Source organism: Flavihumibacter stibioxidans, from assembly GCF_014332695.1.
Lineage (GTDB): Bacteria > Bacteroidota > Bacteroidia > Chitinophagales > Chitinophagaceae > Flavihumibacter > Flavihumibacter stibioxidans.
Map to the genome: position 1 here is coordinate 468643 of NZ_MBUA01000001.1, position 22326 is coordinate 490968.

General features: G+C 47.9%; 20 protein-coding genes. 7 read left to right on the forward strand and 13 right to left on the reverse strand.

Features of this window, described 5'->3' with window-relative positions:
* The first annotated feature begins 5 nt into the window (after positions 1 to 5).
* Genes BC349_RS01965 through BC349_RS01980 form a run of 4 tightly spaced genes read left to right on the forward strand, consistent with a single transcriptional unit; the run spans position 6 to position 5769 of the window.
* Positions 6 to 2498, forward strand: a complete 2493-nt coding sequence (locus BC349_RS01965; protein WP_187255070.1) for a cation-translocating P-type ATPase — start codon at positions 6 to 8, stop codon at positions 2496 to 2498.
* 11 nt (positions 2499 to 2509) lie between these two features.
* The gene (locus tag BC349_RS01970; protein WP_187255071.1) at positions 2510 to 3028 is read left to right on the forward strand and encodes a GNAT family N-acetyltransferase; all 519 of its coding nucleotides are present in this window, start codon (positions 2510 to 2512) and stop codon (positions 3026 to 3028) included.
* A gap of 25 nt (positions 3029 to 3053) precedes the next feature.
* Positions 3054 to 3608: a LemA family protein gene (locus BC349_RS01975; protein ID WP_187255072.1), complete on the forward strand. Its 555-nt coding sequence runs from the start codon at positions 3054 to 3056 to the stop codon at positions 3606 to 3608.
* A gap of 4 nt (positions 3609 to 3612) precedes the next feature.
* Positions 3613 to 5769 (forward strand): DUF2207 domain-containing protein, encoded by a 2157-nt coding sequence (locus BC349_RS01980; RefSeq protein ID WP_187255073.1) that lies wholly within the window; start codon positions 3613 to 3615, stop codon positions 5767 to 5769.
* 22 nt (positions 5770 to 5791) lie between these two features.
* Here the strand turns inward: BC349_RS01980 and rluF are convergent, their stop codons facing one another.
* The 6 genes from rluF to BC349_RS02010 are packed head-to-tail and all read right to left on the reverse strand — an operon-like array spanning position 5792 to position 12114.
* On the reverse strand, positions 5792 to 7000 hold the full coding sequence (gene rluF / locus BC349_RS01985; protein ID WP_187255074.1) for a 23S rRNA pseudouridine(2604) synthase RluF: 1209 nt from the start codon (positions 6998 to 7000) through the stop codon (positions 5792 to 5794).
* 58 nt (positions 7001 to 7058) lie between these two features.
* Positions 7059 to 9083, reverse strand: a complete 2025-nt coding sequence (gene rnr, locus BC349_RS01990) for a ribonuclease R (RefSeq protein ID WP_187255075.1) — start codon at positions 9081 to 9083, stop codon at positions 7059 to 7061.
* Positions 9084 to 9092: 9 nt separating this feature from the next.
* Positions 9093 to 10169, reverse strand: a complete 1077-nt coding sequence (gene lpxK / locus BC349_RS01995; RefSeq protein WP_187255076.1) for a tetraacyldisaccharide 4'-kinase — start codon at positions 10167 to 10169, stop codon at positions 9093 to 9095.
* Positions 10159 to 10734 (reverse strand): 5-formyltetrahydrofolate cyclo-ligase, encoded by a 576-nt coding sequence (locus BC349_RS02000; protein ID WP_187255077.1) that lies wholly within the window; start codon positions 10732 to 10734, stop codon positions 10159 to 10161. The genes lpxK and BC349_RS02000 overlap by 11 nt, the downstream gene beginning before the upstream one ends.
* A gap of 7 nt (positions 10735 to 10741) precedes the next feature.
* Positions 10742 to 11281, reverse strand: a complete 540-nt coding sequence (locus BC349_RS02005) for an RsmD family RNA methyltransferase (RefSeq protein WP_187255078.1) — start codon at positions 11279 to 11281, stop codon at positions 10742 to 10744.
* The gene (locus BC349_RS02010; RefSeq protein ID WP_187255079.1) at positions 11269 to 12114 is read right to left on the reverse strand and encodes a DUF3822 family protein; all 846 of its coding nucleotides are present in this window, start codon (positions 12112 to 12114) and stop codon (positions 11269 to 11271) included. Before BC349_RS02010 ends, BC349_RS02005 begins: the two co-directional genes overlap by 13 nt.
* Before the next feature lie 36 nt (positions 12115 to 12150).
* Here BC349_RS02010 and BC349_RS02015 point away from each other — a divergent pair, with 36 nt between their 5' ends.
* Positions 12151 to 13509, forward strand: a complete 1359-nt coding sequence (locus BC349_RS02015; RefSeq protein ID WP_187255080.1) for an MATE family efflux transporter — start codon at positions 12151 to 12153, stop codon at positions 13507 to 13509.
* Positions 13510 to 13536: 27 nt separating this feature from the next.
* Here BC349_RS02015 and BC349_RS02020 read toward each other — a convergent pair whose 3' ends face one another.
* The 6 genes from BC349_RS02020 to BC349_RS02045 form a co-directional block, all read right to left on the reverse strand.
* Complete coding sequence (locus tag BC349_RS02020) at positions 13537 to 14292, reverse strand: tetratricopeptide repeat protein (protein WP_187255081.1); 756 nt, start codon at positions 14290 to 14292, stop codon at positions 13537 to 13539.
* Complete coding sequence (locus BC349_RS02025) at positions 14292 to 14651, reverse strand: dihydroneopterin aldolase (RefSeq protein ID WP_187255082.1); 360 nt, start codon at positions 14649 to 14651, stop codon at positions 14292 to 14294. Before BC349_RS02025 ends, BC349_RS02020 begins: the two co-directional genes overlap by 1 nt.
* A 65-nt stretch (positions 14652 to 14716) precedes the next feature.
* Entirely contained in the window at positions 14717 to 15667 is a 951-nt protein-coding gene (trxB, locus tag BC349_RS02030; RefSeq protein ID WP_187255083.1) for a thioredoxin-disulfide reductase, read from the reverse strand.
* Positions 15668 to 15811: 144 nt separating this feature from the next.
* Positions 15812 to 16705 carry a DUF4249 domain-containing protein gene (locus BC349_RS02035; protein WP_187255084.1) on the reverse strand — a complete coding sequence of 298 codons (894 nt, stop codon included), beginning with the start codon at positions 16703 to 16705 and terminating at the stop codon, positions 15812 to 15814.
* A gap of 126 nt (positions 16706 to 16831) precedes the next feature.
* Entirely contained in the window at positions 16832 to 17689 is an 858-nt protein-coding gene (locus BC349_RS02040; protein WP_039132713.1) for a sigma-70 family RNA polymerase sigma factor, read from the reverse strand.
* 227 nt (positions 17690 to 17916) lie between these two features.
* Positions 17917 to 19092: an AIR synthase related protein gene (locus BC349_RS02045; protein WP_187255085.1), complete on the reverse strand. Its 1176-nt coding sequence runs from the start codon at positions 19090 to 19092 to the stop codon at positions 17917 to 17919.
* 115 nt (positions 19093 to 19207) lie between these two features.
* Here BC349_RS02045 and BC349_RS02050 point away from each other — a divergent pair, with 115 nt between their 5' ends.
* On the forward strand, positions 19208 to 20167 hold the full coding sequence (locus tag BC349_RS02050; RefSeq protein ID WP_187255086.1) for a bifunctional riboflavin kinase/FAD synthetase: 960 nt from the start codon (positions 19208 to 19210) through the stop codon (positions 20165 to 20167).
* Here BC349_RS02050 and holA read toward each other — a convergent pair.
* Complete coding sequence (gene holA / locus BC349_RS02055; RefSeq protein WP_187255087.1) at positions 20135 to 21130, reverse strand: DNA polymerase III subunit delta; 996 nt, start codon at positions 21128 to 21130, stop codon at positions 20135 to 20137. The two genes, BC349_RS02050 and holA, sit on opposite strands and share 33 nt — an antisense overlap.
* A gap of 210 nt (positions 21131 to 21340) precedes the next feature.
* Between holA and BC349_RS02060 the strand changes: the two genes are divergently transcribed.
* Entirely contained in the window at positions 21341 to 22315 is a 975-nt protein-coding gene (locus BC349_RS02060) for a coiled-coil domain-containing protein (RefSeq protein ID WP_187255088.1), read from the forward strand.
* The last annotated feature ends 11 nt before the right edge of the window (positions 22316 to 22326 follow it).

A 22326-nucleotide genomic window follows, 5' to 3' on the forward strand; every position in this document is an offset into this window, starting at 1 on the left:
TCATCATGGAAGGCTTTTCAGGATTAACAGACCAGGAGGTATTGGAATCGAGGGAAAAGTATGGTTCCAATATTATCGCAGGGAAAAAGGAAAATCCAGTCGTAAGGGCCATCTCTGACCTTGCGAAAGAACCCATGGTATTATTATTAATGGCTGCGGCAGCCATATATTTTATCAGCGGTGATACTGGTGAAGGTATTTTTATGGCGGTTTCCATCGTGCTGGTATCGGGTATTTCCTTATACCAGGATGCCCGTAGCCGCAATGCCCTGGCTGCCCTGAAGTCGCTTACCCAACCTGAAGCAACCGTAATCAGGAACGGTATAACCAGCACCATCAAAATGGAAGAACTTGTGGTGGGTGATATCATGCTGGTGGAAGAAGGACGGACGGTTCCAGCTGATGGCATTATTGCAAAGGCCAATGACTTCAGCCTTAATGAATCAATCCTGACTGGTGAATCTTTCACCATCAGCAAAAACGAAAGCACAGAAGACAACCAGGTTTATCAGGGAACTTCCGTTACAGGCGGACTGGCCATCTGCAGGGTGTCTGCAGTCGGAAGCGGTACCCGTTTGGGCAAAATTGGCATCAGTCTGGAAACCATTGAAGAGGAGAAAACACCGCTCCAGATCCAGATCCACAATTTTGTCAGGAAGATGGCCCTTTTGGGAATATTGATCTTTATCATTGTATGGGCCATCAATTTCAGCCGCTCCCATGACTGGCTTGACAGCTTCCTGAAAGCACTTACATTGGCGATGAGCATATTGCCGGAGGAAATTCCGGTGGCATTCACCACCTTCATGGCATTGGGTGCATGGCGCCTCCTGAAGCAGGGCGTTATTGTAAAACAGACAACAACAGTGGAAGCACTGGGGTCCGCGTCTGTCATTTGCACAGATAAAACCGGCACCCTCACCCAAAACAAAATGAGCCTGGTGAGCCTGTATGTATTTGCAGGAAATAAAATCTGTGGTCCGGCGGAAATGGATGGTGCCCGCGAAAAAGAACTGATCCGGCTGGGCATGTGGGCCAGTGAGCCCATTCCCTATGATCCTATGGAACAGTCCCTGCATGAAATATATGGCAGGCAGGCAGCAGAGGACGAAAGGCCCGGATTCAAAATGATTCACGAATATCCGCTGGATGGCCGTCCGCCCATGATGACACATATCTTTGAAAACGGGAAGGGGCAGCGGATTATTGCTACCAAAGGTGCGCCGGAAGCGATCCTTGCAGTTTCAATGTTAAGCGATGAAGATAAAATTACCATTGCGGATTCCTTCAGGGCTCTTGCCGGAAAAGGTTACCGGGTATTGGGAGTAGCCGAATCAGATTATAGTGGAAATGATTTTCCTGAAGCGCAACAGTCATTCCGCTTTCAATTCAAAGGACTTCTGGCATTTTATGATCCGCCGAAACCAAATATTGAACAGGTCCTGAACTCATTTCACGAGGCAGGCATCAATGTAAAAATTGTAACTGGCGACAACGCACTTACTACGTCTACGCTTGCCCGTCAGATCGGTTTCAGGGATGGCAGCAAAGTGATGGATGGTGAAAACCTTATCCATACCGATCCTGCTGCGCTGGAATCTGCCGTTGACCACACCAATATTTTCACCCGGATGTTCCCCGAGGCAAAAATGGCCATTATCAATGCACTCAAGGCAAAAGGGCATGTTGTGGCCATGACCGGAGACGGCGTTAATGATGGTCCCGCCCTGAAGGCTTCACATATCGGCATTGCCATGGGATACAAGGGATCCGAAATAGCCAAAAAGGCGGCATCGCTTGTCCTTACGGATGATGACCTCGGCAAAATGGTCACTGCCATTGCCATGGGCAGGAGGATCTACACCAACCTGAAAAAAGCTATCCGCTATATCATCTCCATTCATATCCCGATTATCCTTACGGTATTCATTCCACTGGCAGCAGGCTGGATATATCCCAATATTTTCACACCGGTGCATGTCATTTTCCTGGAACTGATTATGGGGCCAACCTGTTCCATTATCTATGAAAATGAACCCATGGAAAAAAATATCATGAAGCAGGCGCCCAGGCCATTCACAACAACTTTTTTTAACTGGAAAGAACTGAACACCAGCATCATCCAGGGCCTGGCAATTACCGCCGGAACAATGTTCACCTACCTATATTCGGTGCAGCAGGGCGCAACAGAAGATATAACCCGCACCATGGTATTCCTGGCGCTGATCACTGCCAATATATTCCTGACACTGGTAAACCGTTCCTTTTATTATTCCATTTTCACTACCGCGAAATACCGGAACAACCTCGTATTACTGATCATTGGCAGCACCATCCTGCTGACATTATTGATGCTGGTAATACCTGCCGTGACCAGTTTCTTCGGCTTTGCACCTTTAACCGGTTTGCAGGCATTGGCAAGCTGCCTGGCGGGCAGCATATCCGTACTCTGGTTCGAGATCGTTAAATGGATAATCCGCATCAAAAACCCTGAATAAATCCTCCCGGTATGAATCAATCATTTGACACAGTGCGGATGGCCATCAGGAAATACCGGCCGGAAGATATCTCACTGCTTCAGCAATGGATCACTGATCCTGAACTCATGTTCACTGTTGCTGGTCCGGGCTGGAACTACCCGATCACCACCGCCCAGATAGAAGCGCACCAGCAACAATACCCATCCAAACAATTGTATATCGGCGAAGCAGACGGCATGCCGGTTGCGATGGGCGAAATCATTGTAAATGAAGAGCACGCTCCGAGGCTTGGACGCCTGCTGGTGGGGGATCAAAACAAAAGGGGACTTGGCATCGGGGAAAAATTCATCCGTGAACTGATGTCTGAATGTATACGGTTATACCACCCCGATAGCATCTGTCTCTTTGTACTGGAAACAAATCTATCCGCCATCAGACTGTATAAAAAAATCGGATTCAGCTTTACCGGTGATCACATCCCTGATATGATCCGGGAAGGTGAACCGCGGAAGGTGCTGAAAATGATTCTCAACTGCGGGGAGAAATGATTATATTGAATATAAAACTTTATCCATGCCGGTATCACTGATTGTCCTACTGATAATTGTATTGCTGATCATTATCCTGGTCGTACTGTACAACCGCCTGACCAAACAACGGATATTGGTAAAAGAAGGCTGGAGCGGAATCGGAACTTTCCTTCAACAAAGGAATGACCTTATCCCCAACCTGGTGGAAACTGTAAAAGGATATGCCCTTCATGAAAGCAGTACACTGGCAGAAGTGATCAAATGGCGCAATAAAAGCATCGCGGCGGGAACCCCGGCAGAAAAGATGGAAGCCGGCAATGGCATGAACAGAGCCCTCGTTGATTTTTTTGCACTGGCAGAACAATATCCCGACCTCAAGGCCAACCAGAATTTCCTCAGCCTGCAGACTGACCTGAAAGAAATGGAAACAAAAATCAACCAGAGTCGCCGTTATTACAACGCTACTGTTCGCAATTATAACCAATCAGTGGCGACATTTCCCGGCAACCTTGTGGCGGGTTTGTTTGGATTCCGAGAAGAATCATTCCTGCAGGAAGACAACGCTGCCCGGGAAGTACCCAAGGTATCTTTCAAATAATCATATGTGGTGTAAATCCATATTCCATCGGGGCCGGTCCGTTTTCCTGTTGTTATTACTCCTTGCGGCAGTTAGTTATCAATCCGGTGCCCAGTCCTTTTATTTTGATGAAACCTCTGCCCGTTTCGTTGATGATGCGGTATTTGACAGCCTGATCCTTGAGAAAGCCATCCCCATCGCCAGGTCAAATGGTCTCACAGCGGAAGAATTCACATCAAAATATCCCGCGTACAGGGCCCGGTTTGCTGATCTCCTGCTGGGCATGTTACAACACAGGTTCATGGAACTCAGGAAACTGTTTGAATACAATTTGCCCGTTCCTGGCTCTAACGCTGACCAACAAGCGAAATCAAAATACATTGCTGAAATAAATAAGGCAATCGGCCGCGCACTCGAAAATCCGGCGGCGTTTTATCCGCTATTTGCCAGGGATGAAACTGACCGTATCCTGTCCTTCCATTCCGATATTGTCGTGCATCCGAATGGTCGCCTCGAAGTAACTGAACTGATTACCATTTACAATGGTGATGGCGGCAACGCCTCTTCCAATGATGATATCAGGCGGGGTATAGTCCGGGATTTCCCGACCAAATACCTCGACAGTAACGGACTCTGGACAATAACCGGATTTGCCCTGAAAAAAATCTACCGGAACGACCAGGAGGAATCATACAAAACGCAAATGTTGGGCAATGGAACCCGTATCATGGCCGGCAGGGAAGACGTGTTCCTGGAGCCCGGCATCTACAGGTACAGGCTTGAATATGAAACCCGCAACCAGCTGATCTTTCATGGGGACAAGGATGAATTGTTCTGGAATGTAAATGGGAATGGATGGGTGTTTACTGCGGATAGTATATCCTGCAAAATCAGTTTTCCCGATAAGGCTAAACTGGTTGAATACAACTGTTATACCGGCAGCTATGGTGCTACAGATAAAAATTGCCGGGTAAAACAACTATCCGGCAACAGCATCCTATTTACCGGCACCAGGCGTTTTGAAGCTTATGAAGGGTTGACAGTGGCGGCGGCTATTGAAAAAGGCGTACTGGTGCCACCTTCATCTACCGGCAAATTCCTGAACCTGTTGCGGGCAAATTATATCATCCCCGTGCTGCTGCTGTTTACCGGCGGACTCTTTGCATTCTACCTGCGGACCTGGTTCAGAAAAGGCAGAGATCCGGAGAAAGGGACCATTTTCGCACAATTTGAGCCTCCTGCCGGTTTATCGCCCGCAGATACCGGTTATATCATCCAGCAGCAATATGGAACCCATTTGTTTGCAGCCAGCCTGGTAGACGCTGCTGTTCACAAGGAACTTGAAATTGAAGTCGTTAAAGGTAAAGGCTGGTTTGCCGGCACTGAATACAACTTTAACAGGCCGGGGGAAACAAAGGATAAACCTGTTCCGAAATCCGCGCAGTCTTTTGGGTTCGACCTGAACAGGATCTATGGCCAGTCAGCTGCCAAAGGGAAATACAACAGTACACTCAAAACCCTGAACAGCGAACTGGAAAACCATCTGAAAAGCAGGTTCCTGGTAAGGAAAGGAAAGTCTAACAGCTGGCACGGATTATTTACCCTCAACCGCGGTTATACATGGCCGGGGTTTCTGCTGATCGCTGTTGCCGTCATCCTAAGTTTTATTTTCATGATTACCGGCTTCACCATGCCATTGCTGATTTTCTCTCTGGTGATGGTTGCCCTGCTGATTGTTATTCAGGTGATATTCTTTAATATCATGAGGTCCTATACGGAGAAAGGCAGGGATATTGCCGACCACATTGAAGGCTTTAAAATGTACCTGGCAGAAACGGAACAGCCTGTTTACAACCAGCTGGCCCCTCCGCAAAAAACACTGGAACTTTTTGAAAAATACCTGCCTTATGCCATCGCTTTGGGTGTGGAGAACCAATGGGCAGAAAAATTTGACAGCATTATCCGGAACGCCATGGAAACCGGCTACCAGCCTGCCTACTTCAGTACACATGGCAGCTTTGGCACTAGTTTTACAATGAACGCTTTCAGCCAGGGGATATCGTCCGGACTGTCAGGAACCATCAGTTCAGCTTCAACACCTCCCAGCAGCAGCGGTGGCGGCAGCGGTGGTGGCGGATTCAGTGGTGGTGGTGGCGGCGGCGGCGGCGGTGGCGGCTGGTGATCACCGTTAGGTCAACACAAGGTCAGCGTTTCCTGCCTTTTTCCCTGAATGCTTTGTATTTGCCGATTTCCTTCTTTGCTTCGGGAGATTTGCTATCTCCTTTTATTTCGGCAGCTTTACCCGGTTTGCCGGCAGGCTTACCTCCTGCAACAGATTTGGATTTGGAAGGGGATTTGGCTGCTCCCGGGGATTTGGCTGTTGCGGCAGCTTTTACACCGGAAGATTTTTTTGCTCCGGATGAAAATTTCGTTCCCGCCGAAGATTTGGTTGAAGGGGAAGACTTGCCCCCCGTAGAGGACTTACTTACCACTGTAGACCTGGACCTTCCGGATGACCTGGATTTTTCGGATGACCTGGATTTTTCGGGCGCACCTGATTTTTCGGTCGTGCCCGGCTTTTCCCGGAATCTTGATTTATCCCTTGGCCCAGGCTCCCCGCGGGATTCGGTCTTTCCATGTGAGTTGGGTCTCGCTGCCAGCCTGGATTTTGCTTTTACCGGGGCCTTTTCCGCGACTCCCGATGAATCCTTCACCGATTCCATAAGCTGGCGTATTTCAGCATCGCTGAGATAACGCCACTTACCCAGCGGAAGTTTATCCAGTCGCACATTCATGATCCTTATCCGCTGCAGGCTTTCAACCGAATAACCCATGTATTCACACATACGCCTGATCTGTCGGTTAAGCCCCTGCGTTAGTATTATATTGAAACTCTGTCGACCGGTAACTTTTACCTTGCAGGGAAGTGTAACCGTGTCCAGCATGGGAATACCAGCTGCCATCTGCTCTGCAAAACCAGGGGCAATCGGTTTATTTACCCTGACGATATATTCTTTTTCATGAGCGTTTCCCGCACGCAGCAGTTTGTTTACAATATTCCCGTCGTTGGTGAGGAAAATCAAACCCTCAGAATCCTTATCCAGCCTGCCGATCGGGAAGATTCGCTTTGGGAAATTGATATAACTGATGATATTCCCTTTTATATGTTCCTCTGTAGTGGTGGTTATTCCCAGGGGTTTATTGAATACCAGGTAAACCGGTTTTTCCTTCTGCGAAGCCGTAATCAGGCTGCCATCAACCTCAACCTGGTCGCCTGGTTTAAAACGGTTTCCTAATTGTGCTGTTTTATTATTCAGCAGTACACGTCCCGCTTTGATGAGTTCATCCGCTTCCCTCCGGGAACAATAACCTGTATCACTGATAAACTTGTTTAAACTGATTGAATTGTCCAATTGTAATGTTTAAAGATGAACCCTCCACCCGTCGGGTGGCACCCGACGGGTGGAATGCTTATTTTTTCTTGCGGGATTTTTTGGCCACACGTTTAAGTCTTTCTCCTGAGCCTGTATCCTCCTTCAGTGCAGCCGTAATAACCCATTCATAGTCAAGCTGCCTTTTCTCCAGGTTGGCAGCCACCACCCGGATCTTTATTTTGTCGCCCATCCGGAAAGTACGGCCACTGCGGCGACCCGCCAGCATGTATTCACTTTCAACATGCCTGAAATCATCATAATCGGAAAGGCTGGCAATACTGACCAGTCCCTCGCATTTGTGTTCAACCGTTTCCACCCAGAAACCAAAGGAAGAAACGCCACTGATCACCCCGTCAAATTCATCACCCAGGAAATTCTGCAGGTATTCCACCTGCTTGTATTTATTCCCTGCCCTCTCAGCGTCCATAGCTGCCCTTTCGCGTTCGCTGCTGTGTTTGCACTTTTCTTCCATCTTCTTGTCGGGGGCAAACCTGCCATCCAGTACTTCCTGCAATACGCGATGCACCAGCACATCAGGATAACGGCGGATGGGTGAGGTGAAATGGCAGTAGTTTTCAAAACCTAATCCGTAGTGACCGATGTTTTTGGTGGTATATACTGCTTTGGCCATGGTCCGGATACCCAGTTGTTCCAGAACGTGTTGCTGGGGCATCCCTTTTACTTCCTCCAATAACTGGTTAAAAGAAGCGGCTATGCGTTCAGGTGATTTGGTATCGAACCCATGACCGAACTTCCGGGCAAAGGCGGCAAACGGTACCAGTTTTTCCGCATCAGGCTGGTCGTGCACCCGGTAAGGAAAGGGTAATTGTTTGTTATCCTGTTCAAACTTACCCACATGTTCAGCCACGGTCCGGTTGGCCAGTAACATAAACTCTTCAATCAGCTGGTGTGCTTCCTTGCTTTCCTTGACAATGATGCCGATGGGCTTGCGGTGCTCATCCAGCTTGAACCTTACTTCCTGGGAAGAAAAATTGATGGCCCCTTTCTTAAATCTTTGTTTCCGGTATTTCTGGGCAAATTTATTCAGCAATAACAGTTCTTCCTTATAAAGGCCGTCGCCATTCTCAATTACTTCCTGCACTTCTTCATAGGTAAAGCGATGGTCCGAATGAATGACCGTTCTGCCCAGCCAGTAATCTTTCACGCTGCCAGTGGCAGAAATATTAAATACGGCGGAGAAAGTAAATTTATCCTCATGTGGTCTCAGCGAACACAACTCATTTGAAATCCGTTCCGGTAACATTGGATTCACCCTGTCGGGCAGGTACACTGAAGTGGCTCGCAGGTAGGCTTCCTTATCAAGTTCGGTATCGGGTTCCACGTAATAGCTCACATCCGCAATATGAACACCGATCTCATAACCAGTTTTAACCTTTCTGATAGATAAAGCATCATCAAAATCCTTGGCATCCACCGGGTCAATGGTAAAGGTGAGCACATCCCTGAAATCGCGCCGCTTCTTCACTTCCACCCCGGCAAGTTGTTCCGGGATACGGGCTGTTTCCTCAATTACATCCTCAGGGAAAGTCATTGGAAAACCATTTTCCATGATGATCTCCTTCATGGCGAGATCATTCTCTGCCTGGGCTTCCAGCACTTCCACCACTTCTCCTACCGGCTTTTTACCAGGTGCCCATTCTACCACCCGAACAATCACCCTGGCACCATTTTCAGCGCCATGAAGACTGTTGAGGGGAATATAAATATCAGGCATGGGTTTATCACTGTCAGCGACAAAAAAGGCGAAGGTCTTGCTGATTTCCACCTTTCCCATAAACACATTCTGTTTGCGGTCGACCACCTCGGTAACAATGCCCTGCATCCTGCCGGTGCGGCCCGCCATCCTGGTGATCTTCACCCGCACCGTATCACCATGCATGGCTGTATTGAAATCATTCGGACGGATAAGGATATCCTGTTCCTGGTTCTCAATGATGACAAACCCCATACCGCTGCGGGTAATATCCAACCGCCCTTTCAATAGATCTGAATCAGAAGTTTTGCTCTTTTTTTTCTTGCCGGATGACTTTTTCTTACTCATAGGACCCAATTAAATGCTTGGAGGGAATTGCCTTATAAATGTACCAATAATACCTTTAAAGCGATCAGCTTCACCGAATAAAAACTGCATCTCTATTGGGATTACGTAAAAGGGAAGGTGGCCCAGTTCCTGTTCAAATTTCTTCAGCCTTACTGCATCTTTTTCCGTTGTCAGAATAATCTTAAATCCTGCACTCATCTGATCGAAACGCTTCCTGATCTCATTCATGTCATCGATAGTAAAAATATGATGGTCACTGTAAACCATCTGTTCATAGGTAGCTGACTGATCGGCCAGCAGTCTCTTCAGCGGTTTCGGATTGGCTATACCCGTTACCAGCAACACCTCAACATCACCTGTAATGGTATAGTGGGAATGATTCACAATATGGTACAACTCACTGTAACGAATAGACGAAAAGAAAAGCTGCTGCCCTGGTTGCAGGGATAACTCATTTTCAATGGCGTGGGCGTCTTCTTTTGTAAGTCCCGCCGGGCATTTGGTTACCACCACAATATCAGCCCGTTTAACACTTTGTTTTTCATCCCGGAGGTCACCTGTTGGCAGGTACCAGTCGCGCGTGTAGAGGTTATTATAATCTGTCAGGATGATATTCAGTCCCGCTGTTATGGCCCGGTGCTGAAATGCATCATCCAGGATGATAGCCTGGGTATCCGGACGGTCATGCAGTAAAAGCGGCACAGCTGCAATCCTTTCTTCCCCGACAGCCACGGCAACTTCCGGAAATTTGAGATGGAACTGCATGGGCTCGTCCCCTATTTCAAGTGCATTGGTGCTGTCATTGGCCAGGGCATAACCCCTGGTCTTCCGCTTATAACCCCTGCTCAGGGTAGCCAGCCTGAATTCTGATCCCAGATGCCTCAACAAAAATTCCACCATGGGTGATTTACCAGTACCGCCGGCCGCAATATTTCCAACACAGATGATCGGCAGGCCAAATGTTGCCGTGGGAAGAATGTGCTTATCATACATCCTGTTCCGGATATAGATCACTGCAAAATAAATGAGGGAAAATGGAAACAGGATGATCCTGACAGGTCTCAGTAATGGAAAATTAAAATTCATAAATCCGTTCTGGTGTTATGCAGGCATTTAAAGGTACATCATATTGGTCGATACCTGGTATCTCACCGACCGGTTCAAAATAGCATAGCCCCAGCTTTACTAGGTCGGGTCTGCACTTCGACAGGTAGCGGTCATAAAAGCCCTTGCCATAACCCAGGCGATAACCCTTACGGTCAAACGCCAGCATCGGCACCAGTACCAGGTCAATTTCTTCCGGGGCAACGGGTTCACCTTCCACAGGTTCGGCAATTCCATATTGATTGACCTTGTAATCGGTATCATCATTTACCAGCAGCGCCTGCATGGTATGGTGTTTAAAATCGCTCACCGGATAGGCAACTGCAATTCCCGGCATCCTGAAGGCCAAAAAATCCGTGAACAGGAAGGTGTTCGGTTCAACGCGGTGTTTCAGGGGCCAGTATGAGAGGACCGTAGAGATGTGCATCGGAATTTCCCATTGCTGGAACCGGATGAGTAAAAGATCATCCATGCGGTTCCTGTCTCTATCGGTAAGGGATAACCGCTTTTCCTGGTAATATTTTCTCAGCGCAGTTTTGGTCATCATTTGCCGGTCACCGGTTGATGAAAAAAGAAAATAAAGTGGTGCCGTAATTCCGCTCCTGCACAAACTTTTCAAATCCCTCGTAATTGTTGCGGGGCGTGTGTTCGAGCACAAATATCCCACCGGGCTTCAGCAGGTTACGGGCGATGATCTGCCGGGGCAGTTCATCGATGGTTTCCAAAGCATATGGCGGGCCTGCAAAAATAAAATCATACTGTTCGTGGCAGGATTCAATGAATTTGAAAACATCCATTTTCACCACTTTCAGGTGGTGGAGCCCAAATTCCTCCGCTTTCTTTTTAATGAAAGCGTACATGGCCGGATCCTTCTCCACAATGGTCTGGTCGGCTGCGCCACGCGAAGCCAGTTCATAACTGATGCTACCGGTACCGCCAAACAGGTCAAGGGTACTGATTCCTTCAAACTCCATATTGTTCTGCAGGATATTGAAGAGACCCTCCTTGGCAATATCGGTGGTTGGCCGGGTATAGGGCATCCTGCCCGGCGGATTCACTTTTCTGCCACCCAGTTTTCCGCTTATGATACGCATTGGGACATTTGGATTAACGGGTTGAAAAAATGCACCGGTTGCCCCTGCAGCAGGGATTCATCCAGTTGAACTGATTCAGGAAGTACGGCAATCTCCAGGTTCCTGATATATTTGAATAATTCCAGGAACAGGGCCGAATCCCTTTCGATCCAGCCATCCAGGTGTACAGACACTGTTTCCGGCGACAACCCGGCCTGCTGTAATGCTGACAGCAGGATATAACTGATGTCCTCCGGAACCTGGTACTCATATTGGCTGATCATTTGCCAGCCATTATTCCGGACCGCCATGGCCACTTTCTTGTTTTCAAAAAGCAGGTAAACATCCCCGTCAGGTCCGGCCGGAAGCTGTTCCAGCCCCGGAAGCCAGGCAGTAAACAAATGGTATTGCTTCACTGAATGGTGCGCTGCTGCCAGGCCCAGGTACCTGGCGGTTGAAATGCGATAGAGGGAATAATCCTCCCTGTCAGGTATCTTTTCCGTAAGCATGGTTCCACGGAACAGATCTCCAAAAAGGCAATCGAGCAGTTCCTTTCCGTTGTCATTGCCAAATAAGGATTCCGGCACCACCGCAGCCTGCTGGCAATGATGCACCACTACCAGTGCGCCCCAAAGCTGTAACCAGTCTGCCTGCTCCTGTAGCCATGTTTGCAGACCGCTATCCTGTTCAACAGCATCCTTTTCATATTCAATTAACCTGTACAAAACCGGTTGCTTACTTTCATTCACAGCCAGTATCCGCAGCCCCTCATCCAGCACCTGCAAAAAAAGCTTTTGCTGCGATGGATCGGAATGATCACCCAGGGTTATATCAATTCTTGTTGTGTAAGACATATCAATGGCTGCAATAATACACTATTTTCGGCCTTTATGTCAACACAAGCCCCCATAAACGACCTTCGGGTTTCCACTGGAAACCGCCAGATACTGGCAATCGCATTGCCCATCAGTTTTTCCATTTTTGTACCCCAGATCAATTTTATAACCAATAATGTATTCCTGGGCGGACTGGGAGAAGATTCGCTGGCTACGGCTGGTATTACCGGCGTGTACTACCTGATATTCGCCGTGATCGGCTTCGGCCTCAACAACGGCTTACAGGCCATGATATCGCGCCGGGCAGTGCAAAACCGGATCGATGAAATCGGGAAGCTTTTTATCCAGGGCGTTTACCTGTCACTGGGCATTGCATTACTCGGAATCCTGACCACTTACCTGCTGGCCCCTACCATTCTGGAACTGACGCTCAATTCGCCGGAGATGGTGAAAAAATCGGTCGATTTCCTCCATATCCGGATATGGGGCCTTCCTTTCCTCTACCTCTACCAGATGCGTAATGCCCTGCTGGTAGGAACCAACCAGAGCAAGCTGCTGGTCTGGGGAACCCTGGTAGAAACCACTTCCAATATAGTGCTGGATTATGGACTTATCTATGGTCATTTCGGACTTCCGGCCATCGGGTTCAACGGTGCAGCTATTGCTTCCATAGCAGCGGAATTCCTGGGAATGTTTGTCGTTTTCTCAGTGATCGAATGGAAAGGCATCAGTAAAAAACTGGGACTCTATAAAAACCTGCGGTTTAACCTGCCTGAAACCAGGCTGCTTTTCACACAATCCTCTCCCCTGATCTTCCAGTATGCCATCAGTGTGATCAGTTGGGAGTTTTTTTATATCCTGATCGAACACCATGGCCCGCGTGAGCTGGCTATTTCCAATACCATGAGGAATATTTTCGGCATGTTCGGTGTCTTCACCTGGGCATTTGCCGCCACCGCCAATACCATGGTAAGCAATGTAATCGGACAGGGAATGTCGGAAGAAGTACCCCGGTTGATTACCCGGATCATGAAGCTCAGTATCTTGTTTGCCGTTTCCCTTTGCCTCCTGCTAAACCTGTTTCCGCAGACCTTCCTGTCCCTTTACGGCCAGGGAGATATTTTCATCCGCGAAGCCATTCCGGTAATGCGCGTGGTATCACTGGCGCTGGTCATCATGGCCATTTCCAATATCTGGCTCAACGCCGTCACCGGAACCGGTAATACCAAAATCAACCTGCAGATTGAAGTGGCTGCCATCATTGCCTACAGCGTTTATGCATACCTGGTACTGGAAGTTTACCGCCTTCCCATCAGTTATGGCTGGATGGCAGAATGGCTGTACTGGATGATCCTGTTTGTGCTATCATTTATGTATATACGAAGCGGAAAATGGAAAGGGAAAGTTATTTAGGGCTGATGATTGCCGGGTACCTGTAATCTACCGAAGGGTGCGCAATAGCTGCTGACCTTCTGTGCGAACACGGGCATCATCGGCCAATTTGAATGGAAGCCGGCCAAGCATTTCCAGCAATTCCACGGCCCTCTGCTGCTGGCCTGTTTTCAGGCACACTTTAGCAAGTTCAAGGTAATTAAGGTTAAAGGCCGGATTGAGCCTGAGGCTGGTTTCATAATTCCTTGCTGCCAGTTGGAATGACGCCTCCGGGAAAGCGCCATAGAATACCTTCACAGCAAGGCGTTTAAAACTGCCCAGACTGGATATTTCGTAATACCATTTTCCCAGTACATGGTAGCCGCGAAAATCAGCAGGATCAAGCATCACCACCTTGTCAGCGAATTTTTTAATATCCTTGACCGCTGTGATCATTTCTTCTCCTGAGGAAACCAATGCCATCCTGCCCAGTGCCACAGCCATCACAAAATTGGCATCCGCTGAAGCCGGATTTACCTTCAGGGCCCTTTTCGCATACTGTACAGCCTCTTCATACAACTTAAGCTGTTCAGCCTTTGACTTAAGGCGATGCCCCAATTTACTGGCGAGTTCACTTGACTTACACAATGCCTGCAGGTTCCCGGGCTGGAGTTGGAGAAGACCCTTGTATTTCAGAAATGCCTGTTCCTCCTGCATGGCCGATTCCGCCTGTATGGCTTCCTGCAATAACACCCTGGCATCCTGCGACCAGACGGGCAAAGAATGGAACAATAAAATGCTGAATAGAAAAAAAATCCGCACCATCAGGAATTAAAGTTCCGGGTTAATGTGATACCCACTTTGCCCCTGAAATTTTCGATCGGTGCCTGCAGTTTGTAAATACTGATCCGTACCTGTTCCACCTGCGGGTATTGGTGACTGATCTTGCGAATGATGCTGTCTGCCAGTTCTTCCAGTAATGGTGTGGAAACCTGCATCCGGTGGTTTAGAATCTGGAAAACATCCTCATAACTGATCAGGTTCTTGAGGTTATCAAGTTTCTTTTTTTTGACATTGTAAGTGATGTCAAGATTCACTTCGAAATCGTTGCCGATTTTCTCCTCGCCGGGATAAAGACCATGAAATCCGTGGAAGATGAGTTGGTGAAGATGAACTGTAAGCATAAAAAAAATTGGCGACTGGATTAGCCGCCAAATTATCAATTAATGTTTGATGGGAATATTATTTTTTAAACATGCCCTGCGGCTGACAGGAAACGCTCTGCGTCCAGTGCGGCCATACATCCGCTTCCGGCTGCAGTTACAGCCTGGCGATAGATTTTGTCCTGTACATCCCCTGCCGCAAAAACACCTTCAATATTGGTCTTGGATGTTCCGGGTACTGTAAGGATATATCCGGCCTCATCCATATCCAGGAAACCTTTGAATATATCAGAATTCGGTTGGTGCCCGATGGCCACAAAAAAACCGCTGACCGGCACTTCTGTTTTTTCACCGGTCTGGTTATTCCTGATACGAACGGCTGTAACTTTGTTTTCCCCAATGATTTCATCGGTTTCGCTGTGCCAGTAAACCTTGATATTCGGGGTTGCTTTGACCCTGTCCTGCATTACTTTTGATGCCTTCATTCCATCCTCCCCTTTTCGTACAATCATATGTACGGTAGTAGCCAGTTTGGAAAGATATATGGCTTCTTCACAGGCTGTATCACCCGCGCCGACAATGGCCACTTCCTTACCCCTGAAAAAGAATCCGTCACACACCGCGCAGGCACTTACACCAAAACCATTGAGGCGTTGTTCGCTTTCAATTCCCAACCATTTGGCTGAAGCGCCTGTTGCAATGATCACAGCATCTGCAGTCATCAGTTTTTCTTCATCAATGGTCACTTTGAATGGCCTTGAAGAGAAATCAACACTGGTAGCCAGTCCGAAGCGGATATCGGCGCCCATGCGGGTTGCCTGCTTCTCGAAATCAACCATCATTTCGGGCCCCTGGATGCCTTCAGGATAGCCGGGGTAGTTTTCCACTTCAGTCGTGATGGTCAACTGGCCTCCAGGCTGGATTCCCTGGTACAATACCGGTTTCATCGCAGCGCGGGCAGCATAAATGGCTGCAGTATATCCCGCTGGGCCAGATCCTATAATAAGACAATGAACGTGTTCAGTATTTTGTTCCATAAATTGAATTTATTACGCCAATAAAATTTTCCCGGAAAGGTTAATGTTGTTACACTATTTATTCTGGCATGCAAAAATAAATGGAATTCCGTTAACCTATTGTGACTCAACACACTTTAACACCAGCTGCCTTATCAGTGGGAATTATTTGGGGATAACCAGGCTGTTGTACTGAACCGAATACCCGCCAAAATATCCCAATCCTCCGGATGAAATATTACCCAGCACCCGGGTGGGCGAACCAAAAGGGCTGCCTATGGCGCCATAATTATACTCCATGGTACGCCAGAAATCAAATGTAGCCCTGTCAATATTGGTAAACTTCAACACAACGGTATCTCCCCTGCTAAAGAAGGAATAGTTGTCAAAGTCGATGTCAGTATTCCTGTCAACCCCCTGCTCCACTTCAATATCATATTGTGTACCATCCACAATCTGGTCGTCAAAAACTGAATTCAGTCCGGGATTGAATGCACTGCCGTTGACAGAAGTAAAAAACCTGATATAATTTCCGAAGCCGGCAGGATCTGTAACCCTTGCCATCAGTACCACTTTAGTGGTATCCGGATTATTGGGGGACGGTTTCCACCAGAGGGAATCAACCGTTTTCAGGTGCAGCGGAATAGTGGTACTGGCAGTATAGCTTTCACCTTCTGCCAGGATTGTGACTGTATAATTCTTACCGGGTTCACCAATAAAAGCAGTGGCCAGGTCAGAGGAATCGATGGAGTAATAATAAATGTTCCCTGCCGTATTGGTGAGGGTATATTCTTTCAGCCGGTGGGTGCGGGTGCCGTTGGACAGGCGGATTTCAGCTCCTCTAACAAAGGATTGGCTGAGGATAGAAGGATTGATTTCACTGAAATAATCCAGGCTTCTGGACAAAAAGAATACCGGTGGCCTTCCGCTTTCAATAGTACCCTCCACCACCAGTTTTGGAGGTTGCCCATTCAGGTCAAAACTGACAGATTTCTCACAGGCCAGCCCCGTAAGCAACACAGCAAGTGTACATGATAATTTTACTAAAACTTTCAGCATCCTGGTTTGAAATAACAAATTTTCGGCCCAAAGGTTAATACGGTGGAACAACCAGCCACAAAAAAAGTGTCTGGCCGCTGCCAGACACTTTCCACAACTGCCTGACCTGGGTCAGGCGATAAAGATTTATCCCAGATATGCTTTCAGCGCATTGCTGTAACGGGCTTTCTGGAGGCGCTTGATGGCCCTTTCCTTGATCTGGCGGATACGCTCTTTGGTGAGGTCGTATTTCTGACCAATCTGTTCGATGGTTACACCATTCTCACCGTCCAGTCCGAAATAGGCATTTACAATCTCTGCTTCGCGGGGGCTGAGAGATTTCAATACGCGGCGGATTTCGTTGCGGAGTGAATCCTGCATAACGTCTTCGTCGGTATCGTCACTGCCTTCCAACAAGTCGCCCATTGCCACATCTTCTGCTTCGTGCACTGGTGCATCCAGTGAAGTGTGACGGGTATTACTCTGGAAAATATTGTTGATTTCGGTTTCGCTCATTTCCAGGATCTCGGCCAGTTCTTCCGTAGAAGGCTCGCGCTCATGCTCCTGTTCGAAAGCCATATAAGCCTTGTTGGCTTTATTATAGGTTCCGATCTTGTTCTGGGGCAGACGTACCAGGCGGCCCTGTTCGGCCAAAGCCTGCAGGATGGACTGACGAATCCACCATACGGCATAGGAAATGAATTTAAAACCCTTGGTTTCATCAAAACGCTGGGCGGCTTTGATCAGACCCAGGTTTCCTTCATTGATGAGGTCACTCAGGGAAAGCCCCTGGTGCTGGTATTGCTTGGCCACAGAAACGACGAAACGCAGGTTAGCCTGCACCAGTTTATCAAGCGCACGCTGGTCGCCCATCTTGATGCGCTGGGCAAGAGTGGTCTCCTCTTCGGGAGTGATCATGGAGATTTTAGAAATTTCCTGAAGATACTTTTCAACCGCCTGGGAGTCCCGGTTGGTAATCTGTGTAGCAATTTTTAGCTGCCTCATGCCTATCTGTTAATTTAGTTTATAACGCTCTAATGACGCTTACGGTTCGCCGGAAGTTGCAAATAGGAAGGTTAAAGAAAGGCGAAATGGTCCAGAACTGTCTGCAAAAATAATCACTCCTCCACAGAATTCATAGCCCATGTGGATAATTATCTGCTTTTTATAGATAATTATTTACACAAAATTACGTTGGAACCGTTACCGGGACTGACCGCAACCGATTGCGGTCAATATTTTACGATGGTACCATCGGGACTGTGGAGAACTAATTCTTTGGAATCAGATGCTTCCACCCGGCCCACGATTTTGGCTTCAATGCCCAATTCCTGCCCTGCCGTTATCATTCTTTCAGCAGAAGCCTCGCTGGTAAAGAGTTCCAGGCGATGCCCCATGTTGAAAACCTGGTACATTTCGCGCCAGTCCGAACCGGAAGCTTTTTGAAGAAGGTTGAATACCACTGGCGGTTCAAACAGGTTGTCCTTTATAATCCTGTAGGGGGCCGGCAAATACTTCAGGCATTTTGTCTGTCCCCCGCCGCTGCAATGCACCAGGCCGTGGATATCATCAAAACGCTCTTCCAGCAGTCTTTTCATGAGCGGCGCATAGGTCCGCGTGGCACTCAGTAAGAGGTGACCGACATCGGTTTTGGCATGCCCGGGAACTTCAATCGGATCAGTCATTTTATTGGGTCCGATATAAACTACCTGGTCATTCAGGCCGGTATCATAGGATTCCGGGAAACTGGTTGAATAGGATTTATGCAGGGCATCATGGCGGGCGCTTGTCAGGCCGTTGCTACCGATACCGCTGTTATAGGCCTTTTCGTAATTGGTTCGGCCGGCACTGGCAAAGCCAACGATCACGTCCCCGGCGGCGATGCGGTCATTTGTAACCAGCCTGTCTTTGGGCCAGCGGGCGGTCATGGTACCGTTAACGGCAATGGAACGCACCACATCACCCACATCTGCAGTCTCCCCCCCCAGGTAGTGGATATTGACCCCATAGGTTTTCATCTCGTCGAAAAAAGCCTGTGTACCTGAGATGATGGCCTCCAGTACTTCGCCCGGGATTAGCCTTTTATTTCTGTCAATCGTGGAAGAAAACAGCAGATTATCATGGATGCCCACGCAAAGCAGGTCATCAATGTTCATCACAATCGCATCCTGGGCAATACCCTTCCAAACCGATACATCACCGGTTTCCTTCCAGTAAAGGTAGGCCAGGATACTTTTGGTACCCGCCCCATCGGCATGCATCAGGTTTACCCAGTTGGCATCGCCGCCCAGGTAATCGGGGTAAATCTTGCAAAAAGCATGGGGATAAAGTCCCTGGTCGAGTTTTTCCGTTGCCTTATGTACTTCTTCTTTCTGAGCAGAAACGCCGCGTTGCGAATAGAGACTCATATTTGTGGATTCGAAGCGCGAAGATCAGGAAAAATGGTGAATGGTGAATGGTGATTGGTGAATAGGTTGTGGGTGCGAGCGCTGATGCTGCTTTTCACCTATTTTTGCGCTCCCCATGCAGGTTCACAGAAACATAAATGAATTGCCGGCTTTCCGGAACGCCATTATTACCATCGGTACATTTGACGGGGTCCACCTGGGCCACAGGACCATCATCAAACAATTGAAGGCGCTTGCAGAACAGGTGAACGGCGAAACCGTGATCATCACTTTTCACCCGCACCCCCGGCGTATTGTAGGCAGGGAAGCCATGCCGGTTCAATTGCTGACGAGCCTGACCGAAAAAATTAACCTGTTGCAGGCTGCCGGAATAGATCACCTGGTGGTGGTTCCCTTTACCCAGGATTTTGCTGCCCAAAATCCAAATTCCTACGTAGAGGATTTCCTGATAAAGCATTTTCATCCCCATACCATTATCATCGGTTACGATCACCGTTTCGGGCGAAACCGCGGAGGTGATTTCCACCTGCTGGAAGAATACGCTGCCAAAGGCCTTTTTGGCCTGGTGGAAATTCCAGGCAAACTGCTGGAAGAAGCGACCATCAGTTCCACGCGAATAAGGCAGGCCTTACTCCAGGGAGACCTTGGCCTGGCATCCAATCTCCTGGGTTACGATTATTTTTTCGAAGGGATCGTGATCAAGGGAAACCAACTCGGCCGTACCATTGGCTACCCTACGGCCAACCTCCATCTCACCGACAATGAGAAACTCATCCCTGCAAACGGCGTTTATGCGGTTACGGTAGTACGCAGGAATGCAGGCCCTGACGATCATGTACAACTGAAAGGAATGATGAATATAGGGGTTCGCCCTACTGTGGACGGACTGAACCGTGTCATTGAAGTGAACCTCTTTGATTTTTCAGAAGACATCTACGGCGAAACACTCCAGGTTACCCTTCGACATCGCCTCCGCTCCGAACAGAAATTCGACGGGCTGGATGCCCTCAGAATCCAGCTGGCAAAAGACAGGCAGGACAGCCTACATCATCTTGACGACCATCTCCTTCATTAGGGAGGCATCTGAAGTACCGCCGTCATTGATCCCGATGGAACGCAGATTGTATTCGTGAAGGAGTAACAAAATCCTCTCAACCCCTTCATATTCGTAACGCTGTGCGCAAGCCAGGTAATCTTTCACGAAAAAAGGTGAGATACCGATAGAGGATGCAATCATTTTCTCATCGCGGCTATGTGCCCCAAAGACCTGGAAGACCTTGCTGAAGAAATTATACAATGCCGGCAACACCATCTGGATGGGGCCGGCTTTGGGATTGCCCTCAAAATAGTTAATGATGCGAAGAGCCTTGGACAGGTCTTTGCGTGCGATGGCATCCTGTAATTCAAACACGTTGAACTCCTTACTCACCCCGATGTATTTTTCTATATCATCTTCGGTTATGCTTTTACGTGTTCCAAGGTTGATAAGGAGTTTGTCTATCTCATTATCGATCCTGCTGAGGTCATTGCCGATATGGTCAACCAGCAGCATCAGTGCTTTCTGGTTGATCTGGTATCCCTTGGACGCAACCAGTTTTTCGGTCCAGCCGGGCAGCTGGTTGTCATACATCTTTTTTGTCTGCAGCAATTCCGTTTTATCTTTCAGCAATTTGGACAGCTTGCTGCGGCCATCCACTTTTTTCTCTTTATGCGCAACTACAAAAACAGTTGATTTAAGCGGATTGGCAATATAGCTTTCCAACTTATCAAGATCCTTCATCTGCTGTGCCTCCTTAAGCAGCACAACCTGCCGGTCGGAAAACATAGGGTAGCGCATGCAGGCATTTACAATATCCGCCCAGTTGGCTTCCCTGCCATAGAAAACAGTCAGGTTGAAACCTGCTTCTGCTTCTGTCAGCAGGTGATGTTCGGCTTCCTGCATCAATTTATCAATGTAATAATCCTCTTCACCTTCCAGCCAGTAGACAGGTTTGAACTGCTTATTCTTCCAATCGGCTAAAATTTTTTCGACAGACATTCTTTTTGATTCAGGAATGCAATAATAATTGAAAGCTCGGAAAAATGTCGGAAATTAGCATGGATCTGCTTCCTACCACTTTGAAACTCAGGTTTTAATCCCCCCCTATTTTTTTTGGCACGGTTTTCGAAAGGGCATCAATGTCTGTTAATCAAAAAACCAAACTTACTGGACATTAACTATTTCTAAATTCTGAAAAACAAATATCTAATGAGCACGTCAAACTATCCTTCAGCAACCCCAACGCAAGAGCCTAAAAAAGATTATAAAGGCCTGATCATTGCATTACTGGCAGCAGGTCTGCTGGGTACATGGGGTTATTTGTTGTGGAACAACAACCAGAAAGAACAAACCATTCAGCAAAAAGAAGCTACCATCGCACAGGTAACTGATGAGAAAACTGAATTGCAGCGCAACTTCGATGCATCGCTTGCACGCCTTGATTCAGTTACCGGCAACAACAATGCCCTGGAAGGCAAGCTGACTGAAAAGAACAGCGAAATCTCCAAGCTGAAAGGTGAGATCCGCAGCATCCTCAACAAGAGAAATGCTACTGCCGCCGAACTGAAAAGGGCTAAAACCCTGATCGCTGAAATGAATGAAAAAGTTGCAGGACTGGAGCAGGAGGTTGCCCGCCTGACAGCAGAAAACACTCAACTTAATACTGATCTTACAACTGAGAAGACCAGGACCACACAGTTGACCAGCGACCTGGCCACTACCACTTCCGCCAAGCAGGAACTGGAAAAAACAGTTGACATTGCTTCTACCCTGAATGCTTATAATATCGCTATCACTCCAATCAATGAAAAAGGAAGTGGTAAAGAAAAAGTAACCACTTCAGCCAAGCGTGTAGACAAACTGGTTATCTCTTTTGATGTTGACAACCGTATTGCTCCTGCGGGAAGCGCTGATGTGTATGTTGTGGTTATCGGACCTGATGGCAAGCCTGTATCCCAGACTGCACTCGGCTCCGGCACTTTCACTACCCGTGAAGAAGGTGACAAGCCTTTCACTGCCAAGGTTCCTGTAAAGATCGAAACCGGCAAGAAAACTCCTGTTGAGTTTGCCTGGAAGTCCGGCGCCGATTTCCAGCGTGGTAACTACAAGATCGAAATCTATCACAATGGATTCAAGATCGGTGAAGGAACCCGCGAACTGAAAAAAGGCGGACTGTTCGGATAATAAATTAATAG